This window comes from Chryseobacterium sp. FR048, from assembly GCF_056844665.1.
On record NZ_JBXDSE010000002.1, the window covers coordinates 608,166 to 634,727 of the forward strand.

The 26,562-nt window shown below is 36.6% G+C and carries 23 protein-coding genes; 16 read left to right on the top strand and 7 right to left on the bottom strand.

What is annotated here, in order from left to right; translation table 11 throughout:
- Positions 1-209: 209 nt before the first annotated feature.
- The 4 genes from AC106K_RS07735 to dinB form a co-directional block, all read right to left on the bottom strand.
- The gene (locus AC106K_RS07735) at positions 210-1,073 is read right to left on the bottom strand and encodes an SDR family oxidoreductase (protein ID WP_482444245.1); all 864 of its coding nucleotides are present in this window, start codon (positions 1,071-1,073) and stop codon (positions 210-212) included.
- A gap of 117 nt (positions 1,074-1,190) precedes the next feature.
- Positions 1,191-1,799, bottom strand: coding sequence for an alpha-ketoglutarate-dependent dioxygenase AlkB family protein (locus AC106K_RS07740; RefSeq protein WP_482444246.1), 609 nt, complete (start codon positions 1,797-1,799; stop codon positions 1,191-1,193).
- Between the two features lie 21 nt (positions 1,800-1,820).
- Positions 1,821-4,874 (bottom strand): DNA polymerase III subunit alpha, encoded by a 3,054-nt coding sequence (locus AC106K_RS07745; RefSeq protein WP_482444248.1) that lies wholly within the window; start codon positions 4,872-4,874, stop codon positions 1,821-1,823.
- An 18-nt stretch (positions 4,875-4,892) separates the two neighbouring features.
- Positions 4,893-6,041, bottom strand: a complete 1,149-nt coding sequence (gene dinB / locus AC106K_RS07750; protein ID WP_482444249.1) for a DNA polymerase IV — start codon at positions 6,039-6,041, stop codon at positions 4,893-4,895.
- 61 nt (positions 6,042-6,102) lie between these two features.
- Between dinB and AC106K_RS07755 the strand changes: the two genes are divergently transcribed.
- From AC106K_RS07755 to AC106K_RS07765, 3 genes are all read left to right on the top strand, one after another.
- Complete coding sequence (locus AC106K_RS07755) at positions 6,103-6,879, top strand: XRE family transcriptional regulator (RefSeq protein ID WP_482444251.1); 777 nt, start codon at positions 6,103-6,105, stop codon at positions 6,877-6,879.
- A gap of 509 nt (positions 6,880-7,388) precedes the next feature.
- Entirely contained in the window at positions 7,389-8,771 is a 1,383-nt protein-coding gene (locus AC106K_RS07760; protein WP_482444253.1) for a DUF3945 domain-containing protein, read from the top strand.
- Positions 8,772-8,796: 25 nt separating this feature from the next.
- Positions 8,797-10,869 (top strand): type IA DNA topoisomerase, encoded by a 2,073-nt coding sequence (locus AC106K_RS07765; protein ID WP_482444254.1) that lies wholly within the window; start codon positions 8,797-8,799, stop codon positions 10,867-10,869.
- A gap of 172 nt (positions 10,870-11,041) precedes the next feature.
- Here the strand turns inward: AC106K_RS07765 and mobC are convergent, their stop codons facing one another.
- The gene (gene mobC / locus AC106K_RS07770) at positions 11,042-13,039 is read right to left on the bottom strand and encodes a conjugal transfer protein MobC (protein WP_482444256.1); all 1,998 of its coding nucleotides are present in this window, start codon (positions 13,037-13,039) and stop codon (positions 11,042-11,044) included.
- A gap of 179 nt (positions 13,040-13,218) precedes the next feature.
- Here mobC and AC106K_RS07775 point away from each other — a divergent pair, with 179 nt between their 5' ends.
- Positions 13,219-14,226, top strand: a complete 1,008-nt coding sequence (locus AC106K_RS07775; protein ID WP_482444258.1) for a PDDEXK nuclease domain-containing protein — start codon at positions 13,219-13,221, stop codon at positions 14,224-14,226.
- Positions 14,227-14,244: 18 nt separating this feature from the next.
- Here the strand turns inward: AC106K_RS07775 and mobB are convergent, their stop codons facing one another.
- Together mobB and mobA are read right to left on the bottom strand one after the other, a co-directional pair.
- Positions 14,245-15,528, bottom strand: coding sequence for a conjugal transfer protein MobB (gene mobB, locus AC106K_RS07780; protein ID WP_482444259.1), 1,284 nt, complete (start codon positions 15,526-15,528; stop codon positions 14,245-14,247).
- A gap of 7 nt (positions 15,529-15,535) precedes the next feature.
- Positions 15,536-15,967 (bottom strand): conjugal transfer protein MobA, encoded by a 432-nt coding sequence (gene mobA, locus AC106K_RS07785; protein ID WP_482444261.1) that lies wholly within the window; start codon positions 15,965-15,967, stop codon positions 15,536-15,538.
- Between the two features lie 568 nt (positions 15,968-16,535).
- On the opposite strand from mobA, the gene AC106K_RS07790 reads away from it, so the two are divergent.
- The 12 genes from AC106K_RS07790 to traN all read left to right on the top strand — a co-directional run bounded on the left by AC106K_RS07790 (position 16,536) and on the right by traN (position 26,521).
- Positions 16,536-17,303: a ParA family protein gene (locus AC106K_RS07790; RefSeq protein WP_482444263.1), complete on the top strand. Its 768-nt coding sequence runs from the start codon at positions 16,536-16,538 to the stop codon at positions 17,301-17,303.
- A gap of 10 nt (positions 17,304-17,313) precedes the next feature.
- Positions 17,314-17,712, top strand: coding sequence for a DUF3408 domain-containing protein (locus AC106K_RS07795; RefSeq protein WP_482444265.1), 399 nt, complete (start codon positions 17,314-17,316; stop codon positions 17,710-17,712).
- A 3-nt stretch (positions 17,713-17,715) separates the two neighbouring features.
- On the top strand, positions 17,716-18,345 hold the full coding sequence (locus AC106K_RS07800; RefSeq protein WP_482444267.1) for a conjugal transfer protein TraD: 630 nt from the start codon (positions 17,716-17,718) through the stop codon (positions 18,343-18,345).
- A 238-nt stretch (positions 18,346-18,583) separates the two neighbouring features.
- Positions 18,584-18,889 carry a DUF4134 domain-containing protein gene (locus tag AC106K_RS07805; protein WP_482444269.1) on the top strand — a complete coding sequence of 102 codons (306 nt, stop codon included), beginning with the start codon at positions 18,584-18,586 and terminating at the stop codon, positions 18,887-18,889.
- Between the two features lie 10 nt (positions 18,890-18,899).
- Complete coding sequence (locus AC106K_RS07810) at positions 18,900-19,232, top strand: DUF4133 domain-containing protein (RefSeq protein WP_482444271.1); 333 nt, start codon at positions 18,900-18,902, stop codon at positions 19,230-19,232.
- Positions 19,229-21,736, top strand: a complete 2,508-nt coding sequence (locus AC106K_RS07815) for a TraG family conjugative transposon ATPase (protein ID WP_482444273.1) — start codon at positions 19,229-19,231, stop codon at positions 21,734-21,736. Before AC106K_RS07810 ends, AC106K_RS07815 begins: the two co-directional genes overlap by 4 nt.
- 20 nt (positions 21,737-21,756) lie before the next feature.
- Complete coding sequence (locus AC106K_RS07820; RefSeq protein WP_115929550.1) at positions 21,757-22,389, top strand: DUF4141 domain-containing protein; 633 nt, start codon at positions 21,757-21,759, stop codon at positions 22,387-22,389.
- A gap of 1 nt (position 22,390) precedes the next feature.
- Positions 22,391-23,383, top strand: coding sequence for a conjugative transposon protein TraJ (gene traJ, locus AC106K_RS07825; RefSeq protein ID WP_482444275.1), 993 nt, complete (start codon positions 22,391-22,393; stop codon positions 23,381-23,383).
- A 15-nt stretch (positions 23,384-23,398) separates the two neighbouring features.
- Positions 23,399-24,022 (top strand): conjugative transposon protein TraK, encoded by a 624-nt coding sequence (gene traK, locus AC106K_RS07830; protein WP_446105525.1) that lies wholly within the window; start codon positions 23,399-23,401, stop codon positions 24,020-24,022.
- A 10-nt stretch (positions 24,023-24,032) separates the two neighbouring features.
- Positions 24,033-24,311: a hypothetical protein gene (locus AC106K_RS07835; RefSeq protein ID WP_482444277.1), complete on the top strand. Its 279-nt coding sequence runs from the start codon at positions 24,033-24,035 to the stop codon at positions 24,309-24,311.
- Positions 24,308-25,600, top strand: a complete 1,293-nt coding sequence (gene traM, locus AC106K_RS07840; protein WP_482444278.1) for a conjugative transposon protein TraM — start codon at positions 24,308-24,310, stop codon at positions 25,598-25,600. Before AC106K_RS07835 ends, traM begins: the two co-directional genes overlap by 4 nt.
- Before the next feature lie 21 nt (positions 25,601-25,621).
- Positions 25,622-26,521 (top strand): conjugative transposon protein TraN, encoded by a 900-nt coding sequence (traN, locus tag AC106K_RS07845; protein ID WP_482444280.1) that lies wholly within the window; start codon positions 25,622-25,624, stop codon positions 26,519-26,521.
- The last annotated feature ends 41 nt before the right edge of the window (positions 26,522-26,562 follow it).

The window sequence follows — 26,562 nt, forward strand, 5'->3', positions numbered from 1 at the left end:
TAATTCATATAAAACGAAAACATTAAAATTGCATTCTGGACAGTTATGTAAACGTTTACTAACTCAACAATAACGTTTCTTTATTGAGCTTCAAAAATAGATAAAGACAATATCAAAATTTATGATTACGATCATAAGTTATCTTCCAGAGCTTTTATCTTAAAAGAAATAAGATACTTAATATCTACCTGAAAAATTTGCTTAACAATTTAGCCGTTTACAATTTCTCCACCATTAGGATGCAGAACCTGACCGCTTATAAAACGTGAATCATCACAGGCCAAAAACAAAAAACAAGGTGCAATTTCGTTGGGCATTCCTGCTCGTTTCATAGGTGAATCACTTCCGAACTCAGAATTTTTTTTAGGTTTAAACGAGGAAGTAATTAATGGGGTCCAAACCGGTCCGGGTGCCACAGCATTTACCCTTATTCCTTTTTCTATAAGATTTGCAGCTAAACTTCGGGTAAAAGAAATGATTGCTCCTTTGGTTGCGGAGTAATCGATCAGTTTGGGGCTTCCTCTGTAAGCAGTAACTGAAGAAGTGTTAATGATATTTGCTCCTTTCTTAAGATAAGACATTGCATATTTTGTAATCCAGAAATAGGAGAAGAAATTATTTTGAAAAGTCGTTAGCAATTGTTCTGTGCTAATTTTTTCAATAGATTCTGCTTCCCAATGGAGCCCTGCATTATTGACTATGATATCAATTTTCTTATGGGTTTTAATACTGTTTTGAATTACTTTTTTGCAGTGGTTTTCTTTTCCTAAATCCCCTTTAATCAAAGTACATGTTCTGGAGAATGCTTCCACTTCTTTTTTGGTCTGCTTGGCATCTTTTGTTTCGCTTAGATAAGCAATAATGATATCAGCACCTTCTTTTGCAAATAACAAAGCTACCGCCTTTCCTATTCCACTGTCTCCTCCAGTAATTAATGCTACCTTATTTTTTAATTTTCCTTCTTTCGGATATTTCAATGGCGCTGTCTCCGGAACCGGATTCATATTTGTTTCTGATCCTGGTCGGTTTTGTTGCTGTAAGGGGCGAATCTTTTTTTTAGCTACTTTTTCCATTTTCTTCTTTTTTTAAGAGCAACAAATAATATGCTATTTTTCAATAAGAATATTGTACCTAGCTTTAGCTGATAAACAGTATTGTTATTTATATAAAAACCTGAAAAAAAACTTCATCTAGCTTATAATCAAACGAAAAGTAAGATTAATACGCTCCTTCATTGGCACGATGGACTTAGCAATTCTATGTTCCCAGTTTTCCTGTAAATCACCTTTCATAATAAGCAGCGAACCGTGCGGAAGGGGTAAACTATATTTACTAGCATGGTGGTCTTTTTTCCTGAAATCAAAATTTCTGGTCTGTCCTAAACTTATGGATGCAATCACTGGCCGCTTACCATAACGGCTTTCCTTATCCCTATGCCAAGCTACGGAATCATTATGATTCCTATAAAGATTTAATAAAACTCCATTAAACTGGTATCCAAACTCTTTCTCAATCCCTTCCTTTATAGCAAAAAGTTCAGGCGTCCATGGATTCGTCGGCTTCTTCTCTTCTTCAGACCTATCATATTTGGGCTCTCCATACCAGGCGGTTAGCCGTGGAGTCAGAACTGTTTTATCATACATCTTCTGTGTATGCTGCTCCCATGGAGCAGTATTAAGCAGCTTGGCTTTTAACTGATCGGCTTCTGTCTTACTTAAAAAATGCGCTCTATATTCCAAAAGATCTTTCGGAAATTCATAAAACTCTTCTGTATCAAATAAACTCAACTGATTCATCATTCTTTCAATATTCTATAATTATTACTTCATTTTATGCCTTGGCAATCCGATTTCATGAGACTGCGGATAAGGCTTTCTATAGGTCATGCTTACATCTTCTCTAATCTGTCTGTGAATATCATACTGCTTTTGTTTATCATACGCATACCTTGGATCAGGAATCATGGGCATCTTTGCCATTTTATGAATGGTAACGGTAGGAAAATGAAAATCGACTTCTACAGTCCCCAGAAGCAAGTAGCACCCGCCCCCCTGAAAATCATATTGTTTCAGGCTATCCGGAAAATGGGCTGTATCGAAATAATCTCCGTTCACATCAATCCAGGTTCCGAAATACATGGTACCTTTCTTTGTAGGGACATGCTTCCTTGAAATCAGATAAGCCAGCATTTTAACCTGCTGTTTGTGAAACTTCAATAAATCTTTTACAAAAACAGAACCTCTATATGAGGTCTTTAAAAGATCAAAAGGACTGCATGAAACAGGAAAACCTATGAGTTCAATTTCATCAAAGGCATCCTCAAAGTGTTCCCGTTTTAATTCAGGCAGTTTAAACTCTTGAACGGGTTCTTCAATCAGCATAAGCCCTCTGTTTTCAGGCTTAAAATTGATCAGTAGAACTCTTGCTTCTACAAGCAGTTCATTTTTAGGTTTTCCTGTAAATCGGAATGCACCTATAAAAATCAGGATCTGTACTGTCTCAATACCAATGGGAATACGTCTTATAAAATTTTCCAAAGAGGTATATAGTCCGTTCGTTTCCCGTTCCTCAACAATACCGTGAGCGATTCTTGTTTCTAACCCTTCCAGAAGCATTAAACCAAGGTAAATATCCGCTCCTTTCAAGGTTGTTTGATACTCACTGCTATTAATACAGGGAACCTGGATATTTCCACCTGACATTTTTGCTTCATGAATATAGACTTCAGTCCGGTAAAACCCACCTTGGTTATTGATAACGGAAACCATAAACTCCAAAGGATAGTATACCTTTAAATACAAGCTCTGATAACTTTCTACCGCATATGATGCTGAATGGGCCTTGCAAAAAGAATATCCCGCGAAAGATTCAATCTGCCGGTATGCTTCAGCTGTTATTATTTCTGAATGTCCTTTTTCTTTACAGGATGCAAAAAAATTGGTTTTAACTTCCTGAAGCTTTTTAATGGATCTTCCTTTCCCACTCATCGCTCTTCGTAAAATATCACCATCAGCCAGAGATAAGCCTCCAAAATACTGGGCAATTTTAATGACATCCTCCTGATATACCATAATTCCATAAGTTTCCTTCAGGTGTTCTTCAAATACCGGATGAAAATATTCAAACTGGTCGGGATGGTTATGCCTGAAGATATATTCGCGCATCATTCCGCTTTGTGCCACTCCGGGCCTGATGATAGAGGAAGCTGCGACCAGCGTTCTGTAATTATCACATTTCAATCTTCTTAAAAGGCCACGCATGGCCGGAGATTCTATATAGAAACAGCCGATTGTTCTTCCTATGGCCAGATAGTTATTGGTCTTTTCTTCATCTTTTGACAAAGACGTGTCCCGGATATCCACTACAATTCCTTTTGTTTTCTTAATAAGAGATACTGTATCATTAATAGTTCCTAAACCTCTTTGGGAAAGAATATCAAATTTTTCCAGCCCTATATCTTCCGCCACATTCATATCAAACTGAACAATCGGAAATCCTTTTGGGGGCATTTCGAGGGCTGTATAATGGGTAATGGGATCTTCAGAAATTAGAATCCCACACGAATGCATACTTCTCTGATTGGGAAATTTCTCCAAGAGCATTCCATATTTATGTACCCATTGTACCACTTCATTTTGGTCATGCTGTATCATAGGCTTTTTGGCAAGTTCATCCAACTCATCCTTAGGAAGTCCAAACACTTTTCCCACTTCCCGGAAAATTGACTTGTATTTAAATTCCACGTTGGTTCCGCAGAAGGCAACATGTTCCTTTCCATATCTGTCAAAAATATATTCCAATATGGCATCTCTATTCTGCCAACTCCAGTCGATATCAAAATCAGGTGGAGATTTTCGGTTAAGATTTAAAAAACGTTCAAAATACAGGTCAAGCTCCAATGGACATATATCAGTTATTCCCAGACAATAGCTTACAATAGAATTGGCTCCACTCCCTCTTCCAACATGCATAAACCCCATGCTGTTGCTGTAGCGGATAATATCCCAGGTTATAAGAAAGTAGGAACAGAAATTAAGTTCATCAATTACTTTCAGTTCTTTTTCCACCCTTTTTCTGGCCACTTCATGATCGTTTCCATATCTTTTTTCCAATCCTGAATACGCCAATCTCTTAAGTAATTTTACATCATTGGCTTTTGATTTTGTATAAAACTGCTTATTCTTTACTTTTTTAAAATCAAATTCAAAACTGCATTCTGCTAAAATTTTCTTTGTGTTTTTAAGGATCTGGGGATATCTTTCAAATACTTCCGCTATAGACTGTTCATTAATCAAATATTCTGATTTTCTGCAAACTTCTCTTTTGGTCAGTTTTGACAATAAGGTATTCTGGTCAATGGCTCTGAGAATTTTGTGCAGTTCATATTCTTCATTCGTTCTGAAGGTAACAGGATGCAGTACAACCATTTTGAAAATCAGTTTTTGATATTCAGGTCTTATTAGAAAGTTCAATTCTTCTATTCTGACTCCTATCCACTCATTTTCCTTCAACTCAGCAGGAATATTACTCATAGGATAGATTACCAATACATTTTCAAATCCCGGTGCAACTTCTGAGAGTTCTTTCCCCTCACAGTTATGCTCAGTAATAACAGTATTCACTTCACCTATCCCTGAAAACTCTTTAGCAATAGCAATATAAAGGAGTTTACCTTCATTTCGAATCTCAATTCCTGCAATAGGTTTAATACCAACCCTTTCACATTCTTTTTTAAAATCATAAATTCCGGTAATAGTGTTGATATCTGTCAGCACCAGTTCTGTAATATCTAGTTCATTAGCCTGTTTCACCAATTTTTCTATGGATAAGGTTCCATAGCGAAGACTGTGAAAAGAATGACAATTTAAAAACATTGTTGAAAGTTTAAAGTTCTATTTTTCAAAATCAAAACCTGAAGCTCTACCCAGGGCTCCCATTCCAAAGCGATTCTTCAGGTAATCCATGGTCTGATATAAATTCATCTGCTGTTCTGTATCTTCAAACAGATTCATCTGATGGTTCCCATGAACAAGCCCTGTAAATCGCAATCCTACGAGGCGAAGCCGCATTCTTCTGGTATATGCTTTATTGAATAATTCCAAAGCCACTCTTGATAGAGTATGATCTGCAGAAGTGTAAGAAACCTTGCATTGTTTGGTTTCCGTATCAAAATTGGCATAACGGATTTTTACAACCACTGTTGAGGTCAGCCATTTTTCCTGTCTTAGCTGATAAGCCAGCTGTTCCGCCATTCCGGATATCAGCCTTTTCAGTTCTGACACATCCATCGTATCATTGGTAAAGGTCCTTTCCGTAGAAATGGATTTTCTTTCCGAATAAGGTACTACCGGGTTCTCGTCAATACCGTTGGCTTTTTTCCACAGCTCTTTTCCGTTTACACCGATCATTTGCTGTAAAACCAGCACGGGCATTTCAGATAGGGTATGTATGGTACGAATTCCAATTCTTGATAATAACTGAAACGTTTTGTCTCCCACCATCGGAATCTTTTTAATAGATAGTGGATTTAAAAAAGGTTTGATTTCCAAATCTTTGATTTCCAATCTGCCAACAGGCTTTGATTCTCCTGTCCCTATTTTTGAAACGGTCTTATTGGCTGACAAAGCAAAACTGATAGGAAGTCCTGCTTCCTTAGTAACAGCGGATGCAATTTCTTTTGTCCACTGATAACAGCCGAAAAATTTGTCCATGCCTGAAAGATCCAGATAAAATTCATCAATGCTTGCCTTTTCCATTACCGGAACTTTTTCCTGAATAATTTCAGTCACCATATGAGATAAATTGGAATACAGTTCATGGTCTCCCCGGATAACTTTTGCATCCGGACATAACCTGAGTGCCATTCGAATGGACATAGCAGATCGCACTCCGAATTTTCTTGCTTCATAGGAGCATGATGCTACCACTCCACGGTCACCACCTCCTATAATCAGAGGAATTCCGTTAAGCTTAGAATTATTACGCCTCTCACAGGATACAAAGAATGTATCCAGATCCATATGTACAATCGAACGGTTCATGTTACAAAATTAGATACATATTGTATCTTTTTAACTATATTTGCAGATACAATTTGTATCAATGTCAATTTTTTCAGATAATATCAGGTTTTTAAGAACTCAGAAAAAGATATCCCAGCAGGAACTTGCGGATAAAATTCTGCTGAGTAGAGTCCGGTATTCAAAATATGAGGATGGACGTTCAGAAGCGCCTTATGAAATACTGATCAGAATTTCAAAGTATTTCAATTTGAGTATTGATCTGCTCCTCACCGTTGATATCCGAAAGTATCCATTGGAGGATATCTTGAAACTTCCGGATAATAGAATTATCCTACCTGTTGTTGTGGATCAGTTAGGGAACAACAGCATTGAAATCATCCCACAAAAAGCATCGATGGGCTATTTATCCGGCTACAGTGATCCGGAATATATTGAAAATCTGCAAAGAATCTCACTTCCTTTTTTAACGAATGGAAAGTACCGGGCTTTTCCAGCCCATGGAGATTCCATGCCTCCTTTCAAGGATGGATCTTACATTATCGGCAAATATGTTGAAAATATAGACGATCTTAAACCTGATAAAAGCTACATATTTGTGACCCTCAATGATGGGATTTCTTACAAGAGATTCACTGCCCGGCAAAGTAAATCTATTACTGTAGCGGCAGATAATCCGTTCTATGAACCTTATGATATTCCCTTAGAAGAAATTGTTGAAGTCTGGCAGTATGCTTCAGGAATATTTCCGGAGGATTTTGAACCAGAGCACCTTGAAAATTATAATATAAAAGAAATGTTCCTTGAGATTCGAAAAAACATTCAGATACTCGATGAAAAGTTTTCAAAGACTAATTAAAAAATTTACTCTATACCATCTATTATCAATATGATCATTTCTTATTACGATTTTCAAAACCTGCCCGATCGTCAGACACAATATAATTTTGTTCTTACTCATGGACGTATCATCTCTGTAAGAGAAGTTAACCAATCAAAATATGTTTTGTATAAAGTTTCAACCTTTTCAGTGGAGCTTATCTATGACACTGCCCGTGATAAAATTATTGGTATGAATCTTTTTGAGAATAATTCTTTCTGAACATCTATTAAAAGCTTCAGGAATGAATAAAAATCCTGTTTTATATAATAAAACAGGATAAAAACACAAATGATGAAAAAAATGTCTCCAGATAGAGACTTTTTAAAATTACTTATTTTTCGACTCATTACAACAAAAGTCTGTTGAAAAATCAAAATTTTCCAAGTAGTAACAGCCACTCTACGCCAAATTTCCCCATTTACTGCCATCTTTAGCCAGTCTGATTCTGCCACCCTACCTTCGATGTTAAATAAATATTTAGCATCATGGAAGACATTCAAAACACTCAAAATCAAGATCCTTCTTTAATCAACATTCTATTGGTTTTAAATCCCAAAACCAACAAGATTGAAGCTGTAAAAACAATAGATGAAAAAGGAGACCTGAAAACAGTACCTAACACTCAAAAGAATCAGAATCAATTTCTAAAGATTGATAAGCAGGGCGATTTATTCTCCAACTTTTTCTCCAATTTTTTGAGTCAGCTCAAAGATCCTACTTTGTTCAACTTTTTTAAATCGCCACTCAAAGAATCAGAAAAAATTGGAAAACAGATCCAACACCACCTTACCCATCCCAGTACTGAGGGTGAAGAATTTCTAAATACCCACAAAATATTAACTCCAAAAACCAATACGATGAGTACAAACCCCTTATCAGAAAAAGAATATCAGTATTCCGCTGATCAAATCGACTGGAATATGATGTCAAAATTTGGCTTAACTCAAGAAAAATTAGAAAAAGAAAATGCTTTAGATCCAATGTTAAAAGGATTCAAAACCAATGGACTTGTTCCTGTTACCATCAATCTCGGAACAGCTCTTACAAGAATGGATGCCCGGCTTTCACTGAATACCAATGATGAGGGTGATGTGGTCATCAATATTCATGGAATAAGAAAAGAACCCAATTTCAATTTTAAGTTTCTGGGTCATGAGTTTACCACAGAAGACAAGAAAAATTTAATGGAAAATGGCAATATGGGACGCGTTGTGGATCTTATCAATCCAAAAAACGATGAAATTATTCCTTCCGTTATCAGCAGAGATCGTCTGACAAATGAACTGGTTGCTTATAAAGTTGAGAATATAAAAATTCCCAATGAAATTAAAGGCATCAAATTAAATGAACAGCAAAAACAAACGCTGATAGAAGGCCAGGCATTATATCTTGAAGGCATGATCTCTACCAAAGGAGAACCCTTTAATGCACATGTCCAGTTTAATGCTGATAAAAAATATGTGGAATTTCTGTTCGATCATAAAGAGCATCAGCAACAATCTCATTCGGAAGTTCCAAGAACATTCAGAGGTAAGGACTTAAACGAGGAACAGTATGAGAAATTTAAAGGAGGACAAACCATCTATCTGGATGAACTGGTGGATAAAAAAGGTCAGCCTTATGAGGGCTATATTACCCTTAATCAGGAAACAGGAAAAGTTGATTTCTCCTTTCAAAATCCAAACAAAGTGAGAGAACAAGCAAAACCTACGGAGGAATACAAAATCCAAACTGAGGTTAATTCGGAAGGTAAAACCAATGAAACCACTAAGAATGTAAAAGAGCCATTACTGAAAGGACAACAATCCCCTAAAGATAACAGTCAGCAGGATAAACCTCAGTCTCGCACAAGAAGACGAACCATCTAATATAAACTCTTCAATAATAATCAATATGAAAGTAATATTAGCAGAAAAGCCCAGTGTCGCTCGAGAAATAGCGATGGTCATGGGAGCAACTGAAAAGAACGATGGATATTTAACAGGTAATGGCTATGCCGTTACCTGGTCTTTTGGTCATTTATTGGCATTGGCTATGCCTGAAGATTACGGAATTTCAAACTTTAGTCAACAGGCATTACCTATTCTACCCGCACCTTTCAAATTAACCATCAGAAAAGTAAAAAAAGGCAGACAGTTTATAGTGGATCCGGAAGCATCCAAACAACTGAAAATCATTGAAAGACTATTTGCTGTATGCGACAGTATTATTGTGGCAACAGATGCAGGAAGAGAAGGAGAACTTATCTTTCGGTATATCTATGAATACCTGCATTGCAAAAAACCGTTTGAAAGGCTATGGATCAGTTCCTTAACGGAAAAATCTATTAAAAACGGTTTTCAAAATTTAAAACCGGGAGGTCAATATGAGGGATTGTTCCATGCGGGTCAGTGCAGAAGCAGAGCTGACTGGTTACTAGGAATTAATACCACTCAGGCCTTGACAATAGCCGCAGAGAATGGATTATATTCATTGGGAAGAGTTCAGACTCCGACACTGGTTTTAATCTGCAAACGTTATCAGATGCACAAAGAATTCATCAGCCAGAAATACTGGCAGATTGAACTACGCCATCAAAAGGACTTTATTAAATTCAATAGTCTTGGAACACTAAAATTCACAGAAAGAAAACAAGCTGAAGATATTGTCAAATCATTGGAAAGAAGCCCCACAACAGCAAAAATCACTGCCATTGATGTAAAAATGGTAAAAGAGCAGGCTCCTCTCCTGTTTGATTTGACAAGCCTGCAGAAAGAGGCAAACAAAAGATTAAATTTCAGTGCAGAGGAAACGCTAAATATTACTCAAAGTCTCTATGAGAATAAATTTATTACCTATCCCCGAACGGGAAGTCAATACATCCCGGAAGATCTGTGGTCAGAAATACCTCATCTTATAAGAATTCTTCAGGAAAAAGAGCCTTATAAAAATGCAGCGGATTCACTTCCTTGGGGAAACTTTAATAAAAGAATTGTCAATGATCTAAAAGTTACCGATCATCATGGATTGCTCACTACTGAAAAAATTCCTTCAGCACTAACGGCAAAAGAAAATGCTATTTATGAGTTAATAGCTTTCCGATTATTGGAGGCTGTTTCGCAACCTTGCATTAAAGAAATTACAGACATTAATTTGCAGTTGCTTCATTTCGACTTTGTAGCCCAAGGATGTAAATTCTTACAAAAGGGTTGGCGTAATATCACCCCTATTTCTTCAAATGATTTTGAGAATGTTCAGGAGTTTCCAGAGTTCAGAGAAGGTGAAGAGCTCAAAATTAAAGAGATTATTATTCTTGAAAAGAAAACCCAAGCTCTTGGTCTTTATACTGAAGGAAGCCTATTGTCTGCAATGGAAAATGCAGGGAAAGATGTTGAAGAAGCAGAACAGCGAAAAATATTAAAAAATATAGGTATTGGTACACCTGCCACACGGGCATCTATTATTGAAACATTGATTCATCGGGATTATATCAAAAGAGAAAATAAATCACTTATCCCAACGGATAAAGGATTAAAAGTATATGATCTGGTAAAAGATAAAAAAATAGCCGATGTTTCCTTGACTGCAGAATGGGAATTAAAAATGCAACGTATAGAAAATAATGAATGTAATGCATCCGAATTTCAAAAACAAATCGAAAATTATACAACATCTGTCACCAAGGAATTACTGCAGATCCACATTGAAAAGCCACATATTCCCAAGATTATATGCCCTAAATGCAAAACGCAGCATTTGGTTATTCATGACCATATTGTGAAGTGTCCTGATACTCGTTGCAATTGGTTGCTGTTTAGAAATATCTGCGGTATACAAATCTCATTAAATGACATCGAAAGACTCGTTAACACACGTAAAACTTCATTAATAAAAGGAATGAAAAGTAAATCAGGAAAAATTTTTAACGCTCATATTATACTGAATGACAAAGCTGAAGTCTCATTTGAATTTGAAAAAAGCCAATAGGTCAGTAATTTTCACTCTATTTAAACGAAGCAAACTGTATTTACGATACAACTTATAGATGATATGAATTGTAAAAAAAACTTATTTACGGTAAATTTGCATCTGATTCTCATGTTTAATTTGAGTTTTCATGGTTATTAGTTTTTATCCCCGGTATTCGGGGATTTTTGCTTTATTCTTTTGGGATTAAATGCTTTAACTCAGGATCAGCTTTAATACGCTCAATTTCATTTTCAATAATCCTCATAACATCCTGCTTAACATTTCTATAATTCTCTTCAATCATTGATGTGAACCGGTCTTCTCCATTTTCATCTACAAATGATAAAATCTCCGGTATCCTCTGATAAGATTTAGTTTCCTCAGCTACTTTCTCATTATCGACCACAATTTCTGCATGAAACATCTTCTGTTCAATCCTTTCATCAAAATTATCAGATACAGCTCCTACAAACATTCCTTGGCTTAATGTTGAAATTTTAGAAGCCGGTATCAGATTATCCAGCTGAGTGGATATAGAAGTGGATGTATCATTTCTGTTGATGGTTATACTTTGTCTTTTCTGCAAGACTTTTCCAAAACGTTCTGAAAGATTTTTAGCAGTGTCTCCAACCACCTGACCACTAAATATATTCCCCACTGTATTCTGAATCACTTTACTTTCTTTATCTCCGTAGTCTCTTGCTAGCTGAGAAAAATCCTGAAACCCCAGACATACTGCTACTTTATTACTTCTAGCAGTTGCAATCAGATTATCCAATCCCCGGAAATAAATCGTGGGTAATTCATCAATAATTACTGAACTTTTGAGTTGCCCTTTTTTATTGATAAGTTTTACGATTCTTGAATTATAGAGACCCAACGCTGCTGAATAGATATTCTGCCGATCCGGGTTATTACCTACACATAATATCTTCGGTTCTTTCGGGTTGTTAATATCCAAAGAAAAATCATCACCTGTCATCACCCAGTATAGCTGAGGAGATATCATTCGTGATAAAGGGATCTTAGCAGAAGCGATTTGCCCCTGAAGCTGGTCCTGTGCACCACCCTGCCATGCATCCATAAAAGGAGAAAGATAATTCTCAAGATCAGAATAAGAAGTTAGAATCGTGAAAACCTCAGAATATTTTTTATTGAGTAGTTCAATGGCATGAGGAAAAGTACAGTATTTGCCATTTTCATATATTTTCAGGAACCAGATAATAGCAGCTAAAAGAATAATGGGAGATTCCACGAAGAAGTCCCCCTGTTTTTGAATCCAGGTTCTGTTTAAATTGAGCATGATGGTATAAGCTGCTTCATAGGCATCTGAAATATCCGTCATAAAATCAGGATTTAAAGGATTACATCGATGACTTCTTCGGGGATCATCAAAATTAATAACATAAAATTTTGGTTTTACTTTGTATTTATCCTGATGTTTTAAGACATGATTATAAGCAATCATAGAAAGGTCATCAAACTTAAAATCATAGATATACATGGAGAAACCCTTCTCAATCTGCTGCTTGATATAATTATTGACAATAGCATATGACTTTCCTGATCCAGGTGTCCCCAGTACAATGGTCGCTCTGAATGGATTGACAATATTGATCCAACCTTGATTCCATTTGCCTTTATAATAGAATTTAGTCGGAAGATTGACAGAGTATTCATTTTCCATCAATTGGGTTTCCTGCATAAAACTTTCATTCTCATTATTGAATACATCATCCATCAGATTATGCTTTAACAAGCGGCTCATCCATACCCCTGCCATCATGAGGAGAATATATCCTACCGACATTGAAAGCATATATAAAAGAATGCCTGCCTCATTCCATCTCAGTAAAATAGTATTGAAGAAAAAAAGTACAATACCGGCTGCCAGAAACCCCATAATTTGAGACCAGCTTATCCTCTCGTCTTTCACTCCTTTTATTCCCAGGCAGCTTAAAGAGAGTAATACAATGGTAAAAACTTTTGTATAGAGACTGTGAGAAAACAAGCCTGCCGTTTTTTGGAAATTCTGCAGTATTCTGTTAATGACTTCCAATGTCCATCCTTTTTCATGAAAAAAGGGATAACAATACCAGTAATAATGCATCAGTACTATTAAAATACTGACAGCACGCATAAAAGCCATAATTTTAGCTAAGCCCCGTAGATCATCTTCACCCTGCATATCATTTATTTTTAGAGTTAGGATGATGAATTTATCGGGTAACAGAAGTCTGCTTTCTACACTGGCAGTATCAGGCGTTATAAGGAAGCGTTTGGCACAATACTGAAACTTACTTTCTCATGAATCATAGCAGTTGTTGACCAAGGAATTTTTTACATTTGTCCTATAACAAAATATCAATGAAACCTGTACAATCAACATACACTGAATTACTGGACAGTATCGGATCTGCTATTGAGGTTGCAAGACAAAATGCGGTTAAGGCAGTTAACACTGAACTGGTGAAAGCCAACTGGGAAATTGGCAGGCATATCGTAGAATATGAGCAGCATGGTGAAGAACGTGCGGAATACGGAAGTAACTTACTGGCAACACTTTCCAAAGACCTTAGGCAGCGTTACGGTAAAGGATTTGGCAGGCGTAATATTTTAGATATGCGCAGATTTTATCTGGCTTATCAAAAATGGCAGGCAGTGCCTGCCAAATTAAGCTGGACTCACCTGGTTACTTTATTGGGTATTTCTGATGATACGGCAAGGAAGTTTTATGAAAAACAGGCCGTACTTGAAAATTGGGGCTATCGCGAACTGGAAAGGCAGATCAACTCTTCCCTTTTTGAAAGACTGGCATTGAGCAAAGACAAAAAAGGAGTATTGCAACTGGCTGAAAAAGGTCACATCATAACCGATTCCACAGAGGCTATAAAAGATCCTTATGTACTGGACTTTCTTAAATTACCTCAAAGTCATCGTGTTACCGAAAAAGCATTGGAACAGAAAATTATTGACAACCTGCAGATGTTTCTTTTAGAACTGGGGAAAGGTTTTACATTTGTAGGAAGACAGTATAAAATATCACTTCGTAACCGGCATTTTTATATTGATCTCGTATTCTATCACCGTATCTTAAAATGTTTTGTGTTGATTGATTTAAAAATAAAACAGGTCGAGCACAATGATATAGGGCAAATGAATTTATACCTGAACTACTTTAAATCTGAAGAAAATGTAGTGGATGATAACGAGCCCATAGGAATTATCCTTTCCGCCGAAAAAGATGAAGTATTGGTCGAATATGCAACAGGTGGTATTTCTAATAAAATATTTGTTTCCAAATACCAGTTGTATTTACCTGATAAAAAGGAATTGCAGCAAAAAATACAAGCTATTATGCAAAAAAAAGGTTAAGGGTAAGAAATCATCAGACTATCTTTTTCTTCTTTTTTTCCGCTTCCGCATTTGCTGCGAAAAAACCTGTTCTTCATAGTCCTTTCCCTGCACTGTTGGTAACAGTCCGGGAAATGAATCCATTAATCCAATATCATATATATAATCATTATTATCATTTAAAAACTCAAATAGAGGATGTAGCTGACGAGGTAAAATCTGATTTACTGGGAGTGATTCCGTTTCTGCCTGCTTTTCATTAGAGCGTCTTTTTAAATACTCCTGATCCTTCCATAAATCATTAAAAACAGCAGCGGAATATTCTTTTCCCAAATTTGAACCATTCCATACTGTTTTGGAATTGTGATCGATAAATGTCATTCCATAAATACGTCCGGCTTCATTTCTACGGATTACCGTATTAATACCCACAGACCTTAATTTCTCTACAAAATCTTTTTCATGAATACTCAGTTTGAGGGCATTATCAATCCAGCCCTTCATTTCAGTTTTATTCGATTGAAGAATAGATTCTTTACTTTTTAAAAAGTGAGATTCCAGTGCAGGCAACCGTGCCGCTCTTCCAATCCTTGAAGCTTTTAATGGATTTCCAATTTTATGTTTGTTTGTATCCAATGCAAAATACACCAACCCCCGCTGTGGTTTTCCATGCAATTCACCTTCAATTTTTTCAACCGCTATATTGAATATTGAAAGCAGAGCATTGTACTCTCCAAGAGTTTTAAAAGAATATACCTCAGCTATATTCCGGATCACAGAGGCTATCTGATGTTTAACATTTCCGATCTGATAATCAACAGGTTTGAAAACCAAATTATTTTTAAAATTCTTTCGTTTTGCGGCTGGCAATAAATTATAGGTATTTTCGAGTTGTCTGCATATATTCATCGACCGCCTTTTCTCAAATTGATCTGATATTTTCCTGCCATTTTCATCAACACATACTGAAACAATATGAATATGGGTACGATCGATATCAGTGTGTTTAAATACCATATAGGGCTGCTCTTCATAGCCCATCCCATTCATATAGTCTTCTGCTATCTTTACAAATCCTTCATCACTTACTTTATCATTCGGATCGGGATTAAGCGATATATGTAAAGTATGCTTTTCCGTCTTTAGATTGGAAGCCAGATAAGGATCGAAAGATTTCATTAGTTGGGGTATTGTATACATCCCGTCTGAAGATTGCACCATTTTATTCATCAACAAAATTTGTCCTTGCCCCTTTTCAACTTTATGATGATTATAGGCTAAGGCACTATATAAATTACTGCTTCTACCAATTTTTGCAATCATCGGATTATTATTTTTCAACATTTCCATTATTAAACGTATTAGCCAATTCAATAATTTTCCGGCATAAAACTGAAAGTTCAGCGGTATGTTTCTCCAGCTTATACAGAAATGCAGCAGCTTTTTTCTCGGTAAAATGGGTATATAATAATTTAACTACCTGATTGTAATTTACGCCCACTGCTCTGAACTGGGAATAAAATGAAGTCAGTCTCATATAGAAATCAACTGTTCCTTTATCTATTTTTACTGTTTTTATTTCTTTTGAAAACAATACTGACGTTATAAATTTAGCTTTATTGTCCATCCCTGAGACTTCAAACAGAGACAAAAATTTGCTATTGTCTTCTTCATTCAACCGAAAAACATAACGGTGAACACATGGGTCTGATTTTGGTTTTCGCCCTCCTTTATTTCTATAATTATTTTTATGATCACTCATTAGGTATCCATTTAAAATTATAAACCTCGACTTCGGAGAGTGTTTCAAAGCTCCCGGCAAGGCAAGTTGTTTTGAGGCACAAAAAACAGTTATGAGGCACTCAAAACACAACTTGCCGTGTTCTGGTGAATACACTATTTACCGCATTAAAAAAACTATCGTAACAAGCGACAATATATTTCAGATGTTGTACTAAACAGCCAACTCTCTCTAAAAAATCAATACAACAATGTAAACAGAAACAACCAGATATATACAATTCTACCCCCTTCCAATTGCAGCCAAATAACACCAGCAATTACCTGAAAATCCACACTCGTTTTGAAGATTGTTTCCTTTACAGCAACATATAAAGTTGATGATGAAACGGGTAAATCATAAAAATGTAAAGTTTTAAAACTATAAAAGCGCAAAAGCAGAAGAGCAGTTACAGATATGCCCTGTAAAAATGATGTAAATGTATACAGCTTTAGATATTTAAGATAATATAGGAGTACTCCGATATATAAATCAACCTATACAGATTCTTACCAATAGGAATTATAAAACAACAATAAATACATACATCATGAAAGCAACAAAAAAAACTTTAAAAGTTAGTTTCTCCACTCAAAAAGGAGGTGTGGGAAAATCGACCATTACGACATTACTTGCCAGCGTATTGCATTACCGATTGGGATATAATGTTTTAATCATGGATTGTGATTTTCCACAATATAGTATAAGCAATATGAGGGAACGTGATAAAAAAGCAATCATGTTGAATGAGTACCATAAAAAGGCTGCTATGAAACAATTCCAACTGATTAGCAAAAAAGCATATCCGATCATACGCTGTAAGGCTGAAAATGCAATAGAGGAATCAATCCAATATTGTAACCAAACTACCACAGTCCCGGACATTATCTTTTTTGATCTGCCTGGTACCGCCAATACCAAAGGGGTTCTGACGACTTTGAAATCCATGGATTTTATTTTTGCCCCAATGACTGCTGACCGTTTAGTTGTAGAAAGTACATTAGGATTTACCAAGGCTTTTATAGCTCTTCCTTCCGGTGAGCATGATCTTACAAAACAAGCGTTGTGGCTATTCTGGAATCAGATTGATGGCCGGGAAAAGACTGGGTTATACGAGATCTACGAAAAAGCGATTGTGACTCTTCAGATGAATATAATGGATACGCGAATCATGGACAGTAAGCGATTTCGTAAGGAATCCGATCACATCGGAAATAATATTTTCAGATCGACACTGTTACCAGCAGAATATCCGCTTTTAAAAGCGACAAGAATGAATCTATTTATTGAAGAGTTTCTAAGAATCACAAATCTATAAAACCAGAAAGATGGCTACAAAGAATGATAATAACGATTTAGAAAAGCCTACTATTGATGAAGAATATTTAATGCAGGTAATCAGTGGTGAACAAACGGTTCTTGATAAACAAAATCATACAGCCCAGCAAGCCGTTCAAAAGTCTAAAGAAAAAACAAAAACAAATACTTCTAAAAAGCTACACTATGAAGACACCTTTTTAACGAATCGTTTTCCTTCAGGACGTAATGGTAAGGTGGTTTACATACGTCCAGAGTACCATGAAAGATTATTACGATTAGTACAACTTTCCAGAGAAGAAAGGACAACCCTGTATTCCTATATCGACAATATACTTGAACAGCATTTTCAGGAATACGGAAGCGAGATTACTGAATACTTTAACAATCACTTTAAACCAATCTTATAAACTATGGAAAATCTCATTATTATATGTCTCCTGATTATAATCTTGTTATTATTTCATGACAAAATTATCCAAAAACAAGTTCCTTATCATAAAACTGAGAAACAAACAGATGATAAAAGACAAGCCAATATTATGGGAGAAGCAAAAACCTCATTCCATTCTATGACAATCACGTCCTCCGAAAGACAAGAAAATGAACTTGATTTTAATCCCTCTAATTTAGAGATAGAATATGACATCAGCGAAAATGTCAATCTATCAAATCCGCAGGAAGAACCGGGTGGTTTTAATAGTATCCCTGATTTTATTGACGAGGAAGAAGAATGGAAAAAATATAGAATCATTGGTGAGGATAACAGTTTTGCCCAAGGGGTTACCTTTGAAGAACTAAGAACTGTGGAGATGTTTGCGAAACAAAATAGTTTTACCCCATCTCAAAAGGAAACAGCAGCAGCAATCGTTCAGAAAACATATGGAACTGAATTATATACCTTACTTGAAAATTCTATGGAAAATGCTTCCTATGAAATCACACAACTGTTAGATAAGAGTTTTGATCATGCAGAAAATACCGGTTCTTCCATTATGCGGAAAAGCAATCTCAGCGATTTAGAAATAGAGGATTTTATGTAAAATCCTCTATTCTTTTTTATAATCTACCAAACTCTTTAGTATTTGATGACCTCTTTTTGATTACTCTTTCAAGCTTAAGTAATTTTTTTGTAGAGTAATAAAAATATTCTCTCTGAAGCATAACAGAGCCAAACAATTCCTGAAAACACATAATTCCCGGAAAGCACTCTCCATCTCTACACCTTTGTCTCAAAGCCCGTAAAGCGCGGGTTTTCATAATCATTAAAATCTATTCACTATGAAAAGACAAAGAAAAAAAATCGTATTAACAACATTGCTTCTGTTAATCGAATTGAGTATGAATGCCCAAGGAAATGGTTCCGCCGGAATCACTGAAGCTACGCAGATGGTCACCTCGTATTTTGATCCTGCTACTAAGCTTATTTATGCCATCGGAGCTGTTGTAGGTCTTATTGGAGGGGTCAAGGTGTACAACAAGTTCAGCAGTGGTGATCCTGATACCAGTAAAACTGCTGCCAGCTGGTTTGGAGCGTGTATCTTCTTAATTGTTGCCGCAACAATCCTGCGTTCATTCTTCCTTTAAAACATCGGTTATGGTTAGCTATCATATCAACAAAGGAATCGGAAGAACGGTAGAGTTCAAAGGATTGAAAGCACATTATCTGTTCATATTTGCAGGCGGATTATTGGGAATATTGATATTCATAATGATCATGTACATGGCAGAAGTCAATACCTATCTCTGCTTATTTCTTGGTGGGACAGGTTCGGGTCTTCTGATCTGGCAGACCTTCTCATTGAACAATAAATATGGCGAGCATGGTCTGATGAAACTAGGTGCCAGAAAGAAGCATCCTAAATATATCATCAGCAGAAAGTCAATCTATAGGTATCTAAAATCGAACGTCAAAAATGCTGTATCATGAGAAATCAATCAAAAGCAGCAACATTGGAAAGCAAGTTTCCACTGATTGGCGTTGAAGAGAACTGTATTGTTTCAAAAGATGCAGATGTTACTGTTTGTTTTAAGGTAAGGCTTCCCGAACTGTTTACCGTTGCATCTGCAGAATATGATGCCATTCATTCGGCATGGTTCAAAGCAATTAAAACGCTACCGGATTACAGCATCGTTCACAAACAGGATTGGTTTATCAAGGAAAATTACAGTCCGGATTTATTGAAAGAAGGTCAAAGTTTTCTGTCCAAGTCTTTTGAAAGACACTTTAACGAAAGACCTTTCCTTACTCATTATTGCTATCTGTTTCTTACCAAAACTACGAAGGAAAGGATGAGGATGCAGAGTAATTTCTCATCACTCTGTAAAGGAGTTTTGATTCCCAAAGAGATCAGGGATAAAGAATTGATCGGCAAATTCATGGAAGCCGTTGATCAGTTTGAAAGGATTATGAACGACAGTGGATTTATTTTCTTAGAAAAAATGACGTCTGATGAGATTACGGGGACAGCAGAACAGTCGGGATTATTAGAGCAGTATCTTACTTTGTCCAGAGAAACCAATCCATCACTTCAGGATCTCAACTTAGGAGCAGAGGAAATGCGTATTGGTAACAACCGCATCAGCATGCATACCCTGTCAGATACGGATGATCTTCCGGGCACAGTTTCTTCACACAGCAGATACGAAAAGTTAAGTACTGACAGAAGTGACTGCCTGCTTTCATTTGCATCTCCGGTTGGATTGCTTCTAAGCTGTAATCACATCTACAATCAATATCTGTTTATTGACAATAGCGATGACAACCTTACTAAGTTTGAAAAATCAGCCAGGAATATGCATTCGTTGTCGAGATACAGTAGAGCCAATCAAATCAACAAAGAATGGATTGAGAAATATCTCAATCAAGCACATTCTTTCGGACTGCAGTCGATTCGTGCCCATTTCAATATTATGTGTTGGTCTGATAATCCTGCTGAGCTTAAACAGCTAAAAAATGATACCGGAAGTGCCTTGGCATTGATGGAGTGTAAACCCCGTCATAACACAACAGATACTGCAACATTGTACTGGGCAGGAATTCCCGGGAATGCAGGAGATTTTCCGAGTGAAGAAAGTTTCTACACGTTTATAGAACCTGCCTTATGTTTATTCACTGAAGAAACCAATTATCAGGATTCCCCTTCACCTTTTGGGATAAAGATGGCAGACCGATTGACGGGAAAACCTATCCATCTGGATATTTCAGATCTTCCGATGAAACAGGGAATCATTACCAATCGAAACAAGTTCATTTTGGGACCTTCGGGGAGTGGGAAGTCTTTTTTCACCAACCATATGGTGAGGCAGTATTATGAGCAGGGAGCCCATGTTCTGTTAGTCGACACCGGAAATTCCTATCAGGGGTTATGCGAACTGATCAAAGGTAAAACAAAGGGTGAAGATGGAGTTTACTTTACTTATACAGAAGACAATCCGATTGCTTTCAATCCATTCTATACTGATGATGGAGTTTTTGATATAGAAAAAAGAGAGAGCATTAAAACACTCATCCTAACACTTTGGAAAAGAGATGACGAGCCCCCGACCCGCTCTGAGGAAGTTGCCTTATCGAATGCGGTCAGTGGGTATATTGAGAAGATCAAAAATAATAATCAAAATCCCTCTTTCAACGGATTCTATGAATATGTAAAAAATGATTATCAAAAAGTATTAGAGCAAAAAAAAGTCAGGGAAAAAGACTTTGATATTGCCAACTTCCTGAATGTACTGGAACCTTACTACAAAGGAGGTGAATATGATTACCTGCTAAATTCTGATCAACAGCTTGATCTTTTGTCCAAGAGGTTTATTGTTTTCGAAATTGACGCAATCAAGGATCATAAAATCCTTTTTCCCATTGTAACGATAATCATTATGGAGGTTTTCATCAACAAAATGCGAAGACTGAAAGGAATCAGAAAACTGATCCTGATCGAAGAAGCCTGGAAAGCAATTGCGAAAGAAGGAATGGCTGAATACATTAAATATCTCTTCAAGACTGTCAGAAAATTCTTTGGAGAAGCCATCGTCGTCACACAGGAGGTTGATGACATTATTCAGTCTCCTATCGTTAAGGAAAGCATCATCAACAATTCAGACTGTAAGATCCTGTTGGATCAGCGAAAATACATGAACAAGTTTGATGACATTCAGGCAATGCTGGGTCTTACAGACAAAGAAAAAGCACAGGTTCTGTCCATCAATATGAATAATTATTCTAAAAGGCTTTATAAGGAGGTCTGGATTGGATTGGGAGGAACACATTCCGCAGTATATGCTACAGAAGTTTCTACAGAAGAATATCTGGCTTATACCACAGAAGAAACGGAGAAAATGGAAGTTATGCAGCTAGCCTCTGTTGATGGCAATGTAGAGCATGCCATCAAGAGGATTTCTCTTAAGAGAATCAAATCGAATACAAAAGAAACTTAAATCATTAAAATTTTACAACAATGAAAAATTCAATCATTACAACAGTTATGGTTATTGTATTAGCTATAACATCATTTGCAAAAGCACAATTTGTGGTTACGGATCCGGCTAATCTGGCTTCAGGAATACTCAACTCCGCCAATGAAATTGTACAGACCTCATCGACTGTTTCGAATGTAGTTAAGAACTTCAATGAAGTTAAAAAGGTGTATGAGCAGGGTAAGGAATATTATGACAAACTGAAAGCAGTAAACAATTTAGTAAAAGATGCCCGTAAAGTTCAGCAGACTGTTTTATTGGTGGGTGATGTTTCCGAAATGTATGTCAATAATTTCGGAAAGATGCTGAATGATCCCAATTTCAATGCTCAGGAGTTGACCGCTATCGCTAACGGTTATTCAACACTATTGAACGAAAGCACTGAACTGCTTAAAGAACTAAAGCAGATTGTCACTTCTACCAATCTATCATTGAATGATAAGGAAAGAATGGAAATTATTGACAGAGTATATAAAGAGGTGAAAGATTATCATAATCTGGTAAGATATTACACCAATAAGAATATCTCTGTCAGTTATCTGAGAGCTAAAAAGCAGAACAACGCGCAGAGAGTTCTCAACCTGTATGGTACTGTTAATCAAAAATACTGGTAAAATGGAACCTACTAATTTACATGAGGTGCTTCGTTCCGTGTATGAAGAGATGATGCCGATGTGTGCTGACATGGCAGCAGTAGCAAAAGGAGTTGCAGGACTGGGAGCATTATTCTATGTGGCCGTAAAGGTTTGGCAGGCATTAAGTCGTGCCGAACCGATTGATCTGTTTCCTATGCTCAGACCATTTGCCATCGGAATCTGCATTATGTTCTTTTCAACAATTGTCTTGGGCAGCATCAACGGAGTATTAAGTCCGGTCGTTCAGGGCAGCCACTCCATGCTGGAGGGTCAGGTATTAGATCTTAATGAACTCCACCAGAAAAAAGATCTGCTGGAAAGGGAGGCTATGCTTCGAAATCCTGAAATGGCATATCTCATTTCTGATGAAGAATTTGACAAAAAATTGGAAGAACTGGGATGGTCACCTTCTGATTTGATGACGATGTCTGGAATGTATATAGAGCGCGAAATGTTTGCCATTAAAAAAGATATCAGAGACGGTTTCAGAGAGTTTCTGGAAATACTCTTTCAGTCAGCGGCATTGGTGATTGATACAATCAGAACTTTCTTTCTCATTGTGCTTTCGATCCTTGGTCCTATTGCATTTGCCATATCGGTTTGGGATGGTTTTCAGTCTACGCTTACCCAATGGCTGACCAGATACATTAGTGTATACCTATGGTTACCGGTGGCTGATATGTTCAGTGCTATCCTGGCAAAGATTCAATCCCTTATTATAGAAAGGGATATTGAAATGCTGGCAGATCCCAACTTTATTCCAGATACTTCCAATACGGTCTACATTATCTACATGATTATTGGAATCATTGGATATTTCACTGTGCCTACCGTTACAGGCTGGATCATTCAGGCGGGCGGAGCCGGAAACTTTATGCGTAATGTTACCCAGATGGCACAAAAGTCAGGAAATGTCGCGGGTGCTACTGCTGGCGCAGCGGCAGGTAATATATCAGGACAACTCCTTAAATAATCAAAAAACAAAAAAATGGAATTTAAAACCTTAAGAAATATAGAGAACAGTTTTAAGCAAATCAGATTGTTCACCTTTGTTTTTGCCATCCTTTGTTTTGGAGTTGTCGGCATTGTTGTGTACAAATCGTACAGTTTTGCAGAAGAACAAAGACAAAAGATATATGTCCTTGACAATGGTAAATCACTGATGGTTGCCCTATCCCAGGACATGTCTATCAACAGGCCTGTAGAAGCCAGAGAACATGTAAGACGTTTTCACGAACTCTTTTTTACAGTAGCTCCTGATAAAAGTGCTATTGAGAGCAATGTAAAAAGAGCTTTTAATATGGCCGACCAATCTGCATTCAATTACTATAAGGATCTCTCTGAGAAAGGGTATTACAACAGGATCATCAGCGGAAATATTCAACAACGCGTTGAAATTGACAGTGTAGTAGCAGATTTTAACAACTATCCCTATGCTGTAAAGACTTATGGGAAGCAATTCATTATCCGTTCAAGTAATTTAACGATCCGAAATCTTGTTACGAATTGTCAACTGGTCAATTCCGTGAGGTCAGACAGCAACCCTCAGGGGTTTACGATTGAAAAATTCAATGTCATTGAGAACAAAGATGTTGAAACTGTTAACCGATAAAAACAGTTATATGAAAAAAATAAGATTAAAAATAGAGGAATTCGTTAAAAAAGCAGAACTGAAATGGAAATCCTTATCTACTAAACGACAACGCTCTTTGACCAAGATATTTTTTGCAGCGTATGCGATAATGACGATTTTAACGGTTATTCATCTATGGTCAAAAGATTCAAAAAGCCGAACCATTCTTTCAGTTGGACATATCAATAACATTCCAAAGGAGATAAAGATGCAACATCAGCCGCTTGAAAACCCAGCTAATTATTCACCCCATAAAACATCCCCATGAAAGAGACAAGTCAAATCAGAATCACTGAGGGAAGTATACATTCCTCAGACGAAAATAAACCTTTGGATCGTAAGCCAAGGTGGGAAAAATTTAAAAAGCCGATCGTTTACTTTTTAATGTTCATTGCTTGTATAGGATCCTTGTATCTTATTTTTAAACCAAAAGATCATAAAACAACTAATCAAGAGGTAGGTTTAAATGCTGAAGTGCCACAAGCCGCGGATGACAAATTACAAGCAGATAAGCAGAAGGCGTATGAGCTAGAATTGTTGGAGCAGAAAAATGAAGAAAAAAGAAATGCTATGACAAGCCTCTCAGATTATTGGAGTGAATCAAACGGCTCGAATCAGCTGACCGCTCTATCTCCAGAATCTTATAACAATACGAACGCAGATCAGAATGCTTTAAACAGCTACCGTAATGCACAACAAACATTAAGCTCATTTTACAGCAAAGACGACCATGAGGTTACTCAATTAAAAAGGGAAATTAACAGGCTTAAGAATGAAATTTCACAGAAGGATGCAGTTCCAAGTACTGTAGGAATTAATGATCAGTTAGAATTGATGGAAAAGTCTTATCAGATGGCTGCAAAATATCTACCTGCGCCAAAACAGCAGGAAGAACCTGAACCAAAGAAAACCTCTGAGGCAAAGCCTGAAGAAAACCAAGTTAAAATAACGGCAGTACAACTTCAAAAACGCAACGTCGTATCCAGTTTGTACCGAGAACCTTCAGACAGTACGTTTTCAGCATCCATCAGTCATAATCGATTTGCGGGGTTACAGAATGAACAGGAAAATACTGTATCCCAAAATAACAACAGTATCCATGCAGTAATACATGAAACCATGACATTGGTAAATGAAAGTATGGTGCCCTTACGACTAACACAAGGTTTGCTCCTTGGAAAGACAACCATTCCTTCAGGTACGGTGTTAAAAGCAGCAGGAAAATTTCAGGGAGGAAGACTGTTACTCGCAATTTCAAGCATTGAATACAAAGGCACTATAACCCCTGTCGAGATTAATATTCATGACAATGATGGGCAGTTGGGGCTTTACATTCCCTATTCTTCAGAACAGACCGCTATTAAGGATATAGCATCCAACATGAGCCAGAATTCCGGCACCAATATTATGATGACCCCATCTGCAGGACAACAGGTTGCTGCCGATCTCACCAGAGGTTTGGTTCAGGGATTTTCAGGATACTTTCAAAAGAAAGTAAGACAGCCTAAAGTTACTGTTAAGGCAGGGCATCAGGTGCTTTTAGTTTCAAAAAAATAATTAATCTTTAAATTAAAATTAATGAAAATACGACTTAATATATTTTTCTCTGTTCTGTTGATACTCTTCGGTGTCTACAGATTAGCAGCTCAGGAAAATTCAGGTTTCGCATCTCTTTCTCAGGCCAAACTGGAAGCTTACAAGATGGAAGTTACCTACAATAAAACAACACATTTATTATTTCCATCTCCCATACGATACGTGGATCTGGGAAGCGAAAATTTGATTGCCAATAAAGCGGAAGATATAGCGAATGTTCTCAGAATAAAATCCTCAGTAAGAGATTTCGAAGAAGAAACAAACTTTTCGGTCATTACTGAGGATGGTAAATTTTACAATTTTGATGTTTTTTACAGTTCTTACCCAGACACTCTGAATTATGACCTTATGAAATTACAACGAAATCAGGAAAAAGAATACTCTACAGATGTCCTGTTTGAAGAACTTAAGGGAGAATCTTCATCATTGACTGAATTAATGATAAAAACGCTGTATGAAATTCCCAAAAGAACGATCAGGCATATTGGTTCAAAAAGTTTGGGAATTCAGTTTCTGTTAAAATCTCTGTATGTAAATGAAGGAAAGTTTTATTTTATAATACATATAAAAAATAAAAGCAACCTTTCTTACCATATCGATTTTGTCAACTTTAAGATCGTAGATAAAAAGAATCTTAAACGTACGGTTATCCAGGACAAAATACTGTCACCTCTTAGAACCTATCCCATGCTTTCGCCAGTAAATTATCAATCTACCGGTGAATTTCTATTCCTCCTGAATCAGTTTACCCTTTTAGAAGATCAGGTTTTGGAAATTGAGTTAATCGAAAAAGATAGTGCGCGTCATCAGAAGATTCAGATTGAGAATCCTGATCTGGTTCATGCGAAAACAGTTGACGATATACATTTAAAATTAGAATAAGATGAAAAGTATATTAATAACTATAATGATTTTTTATCTCA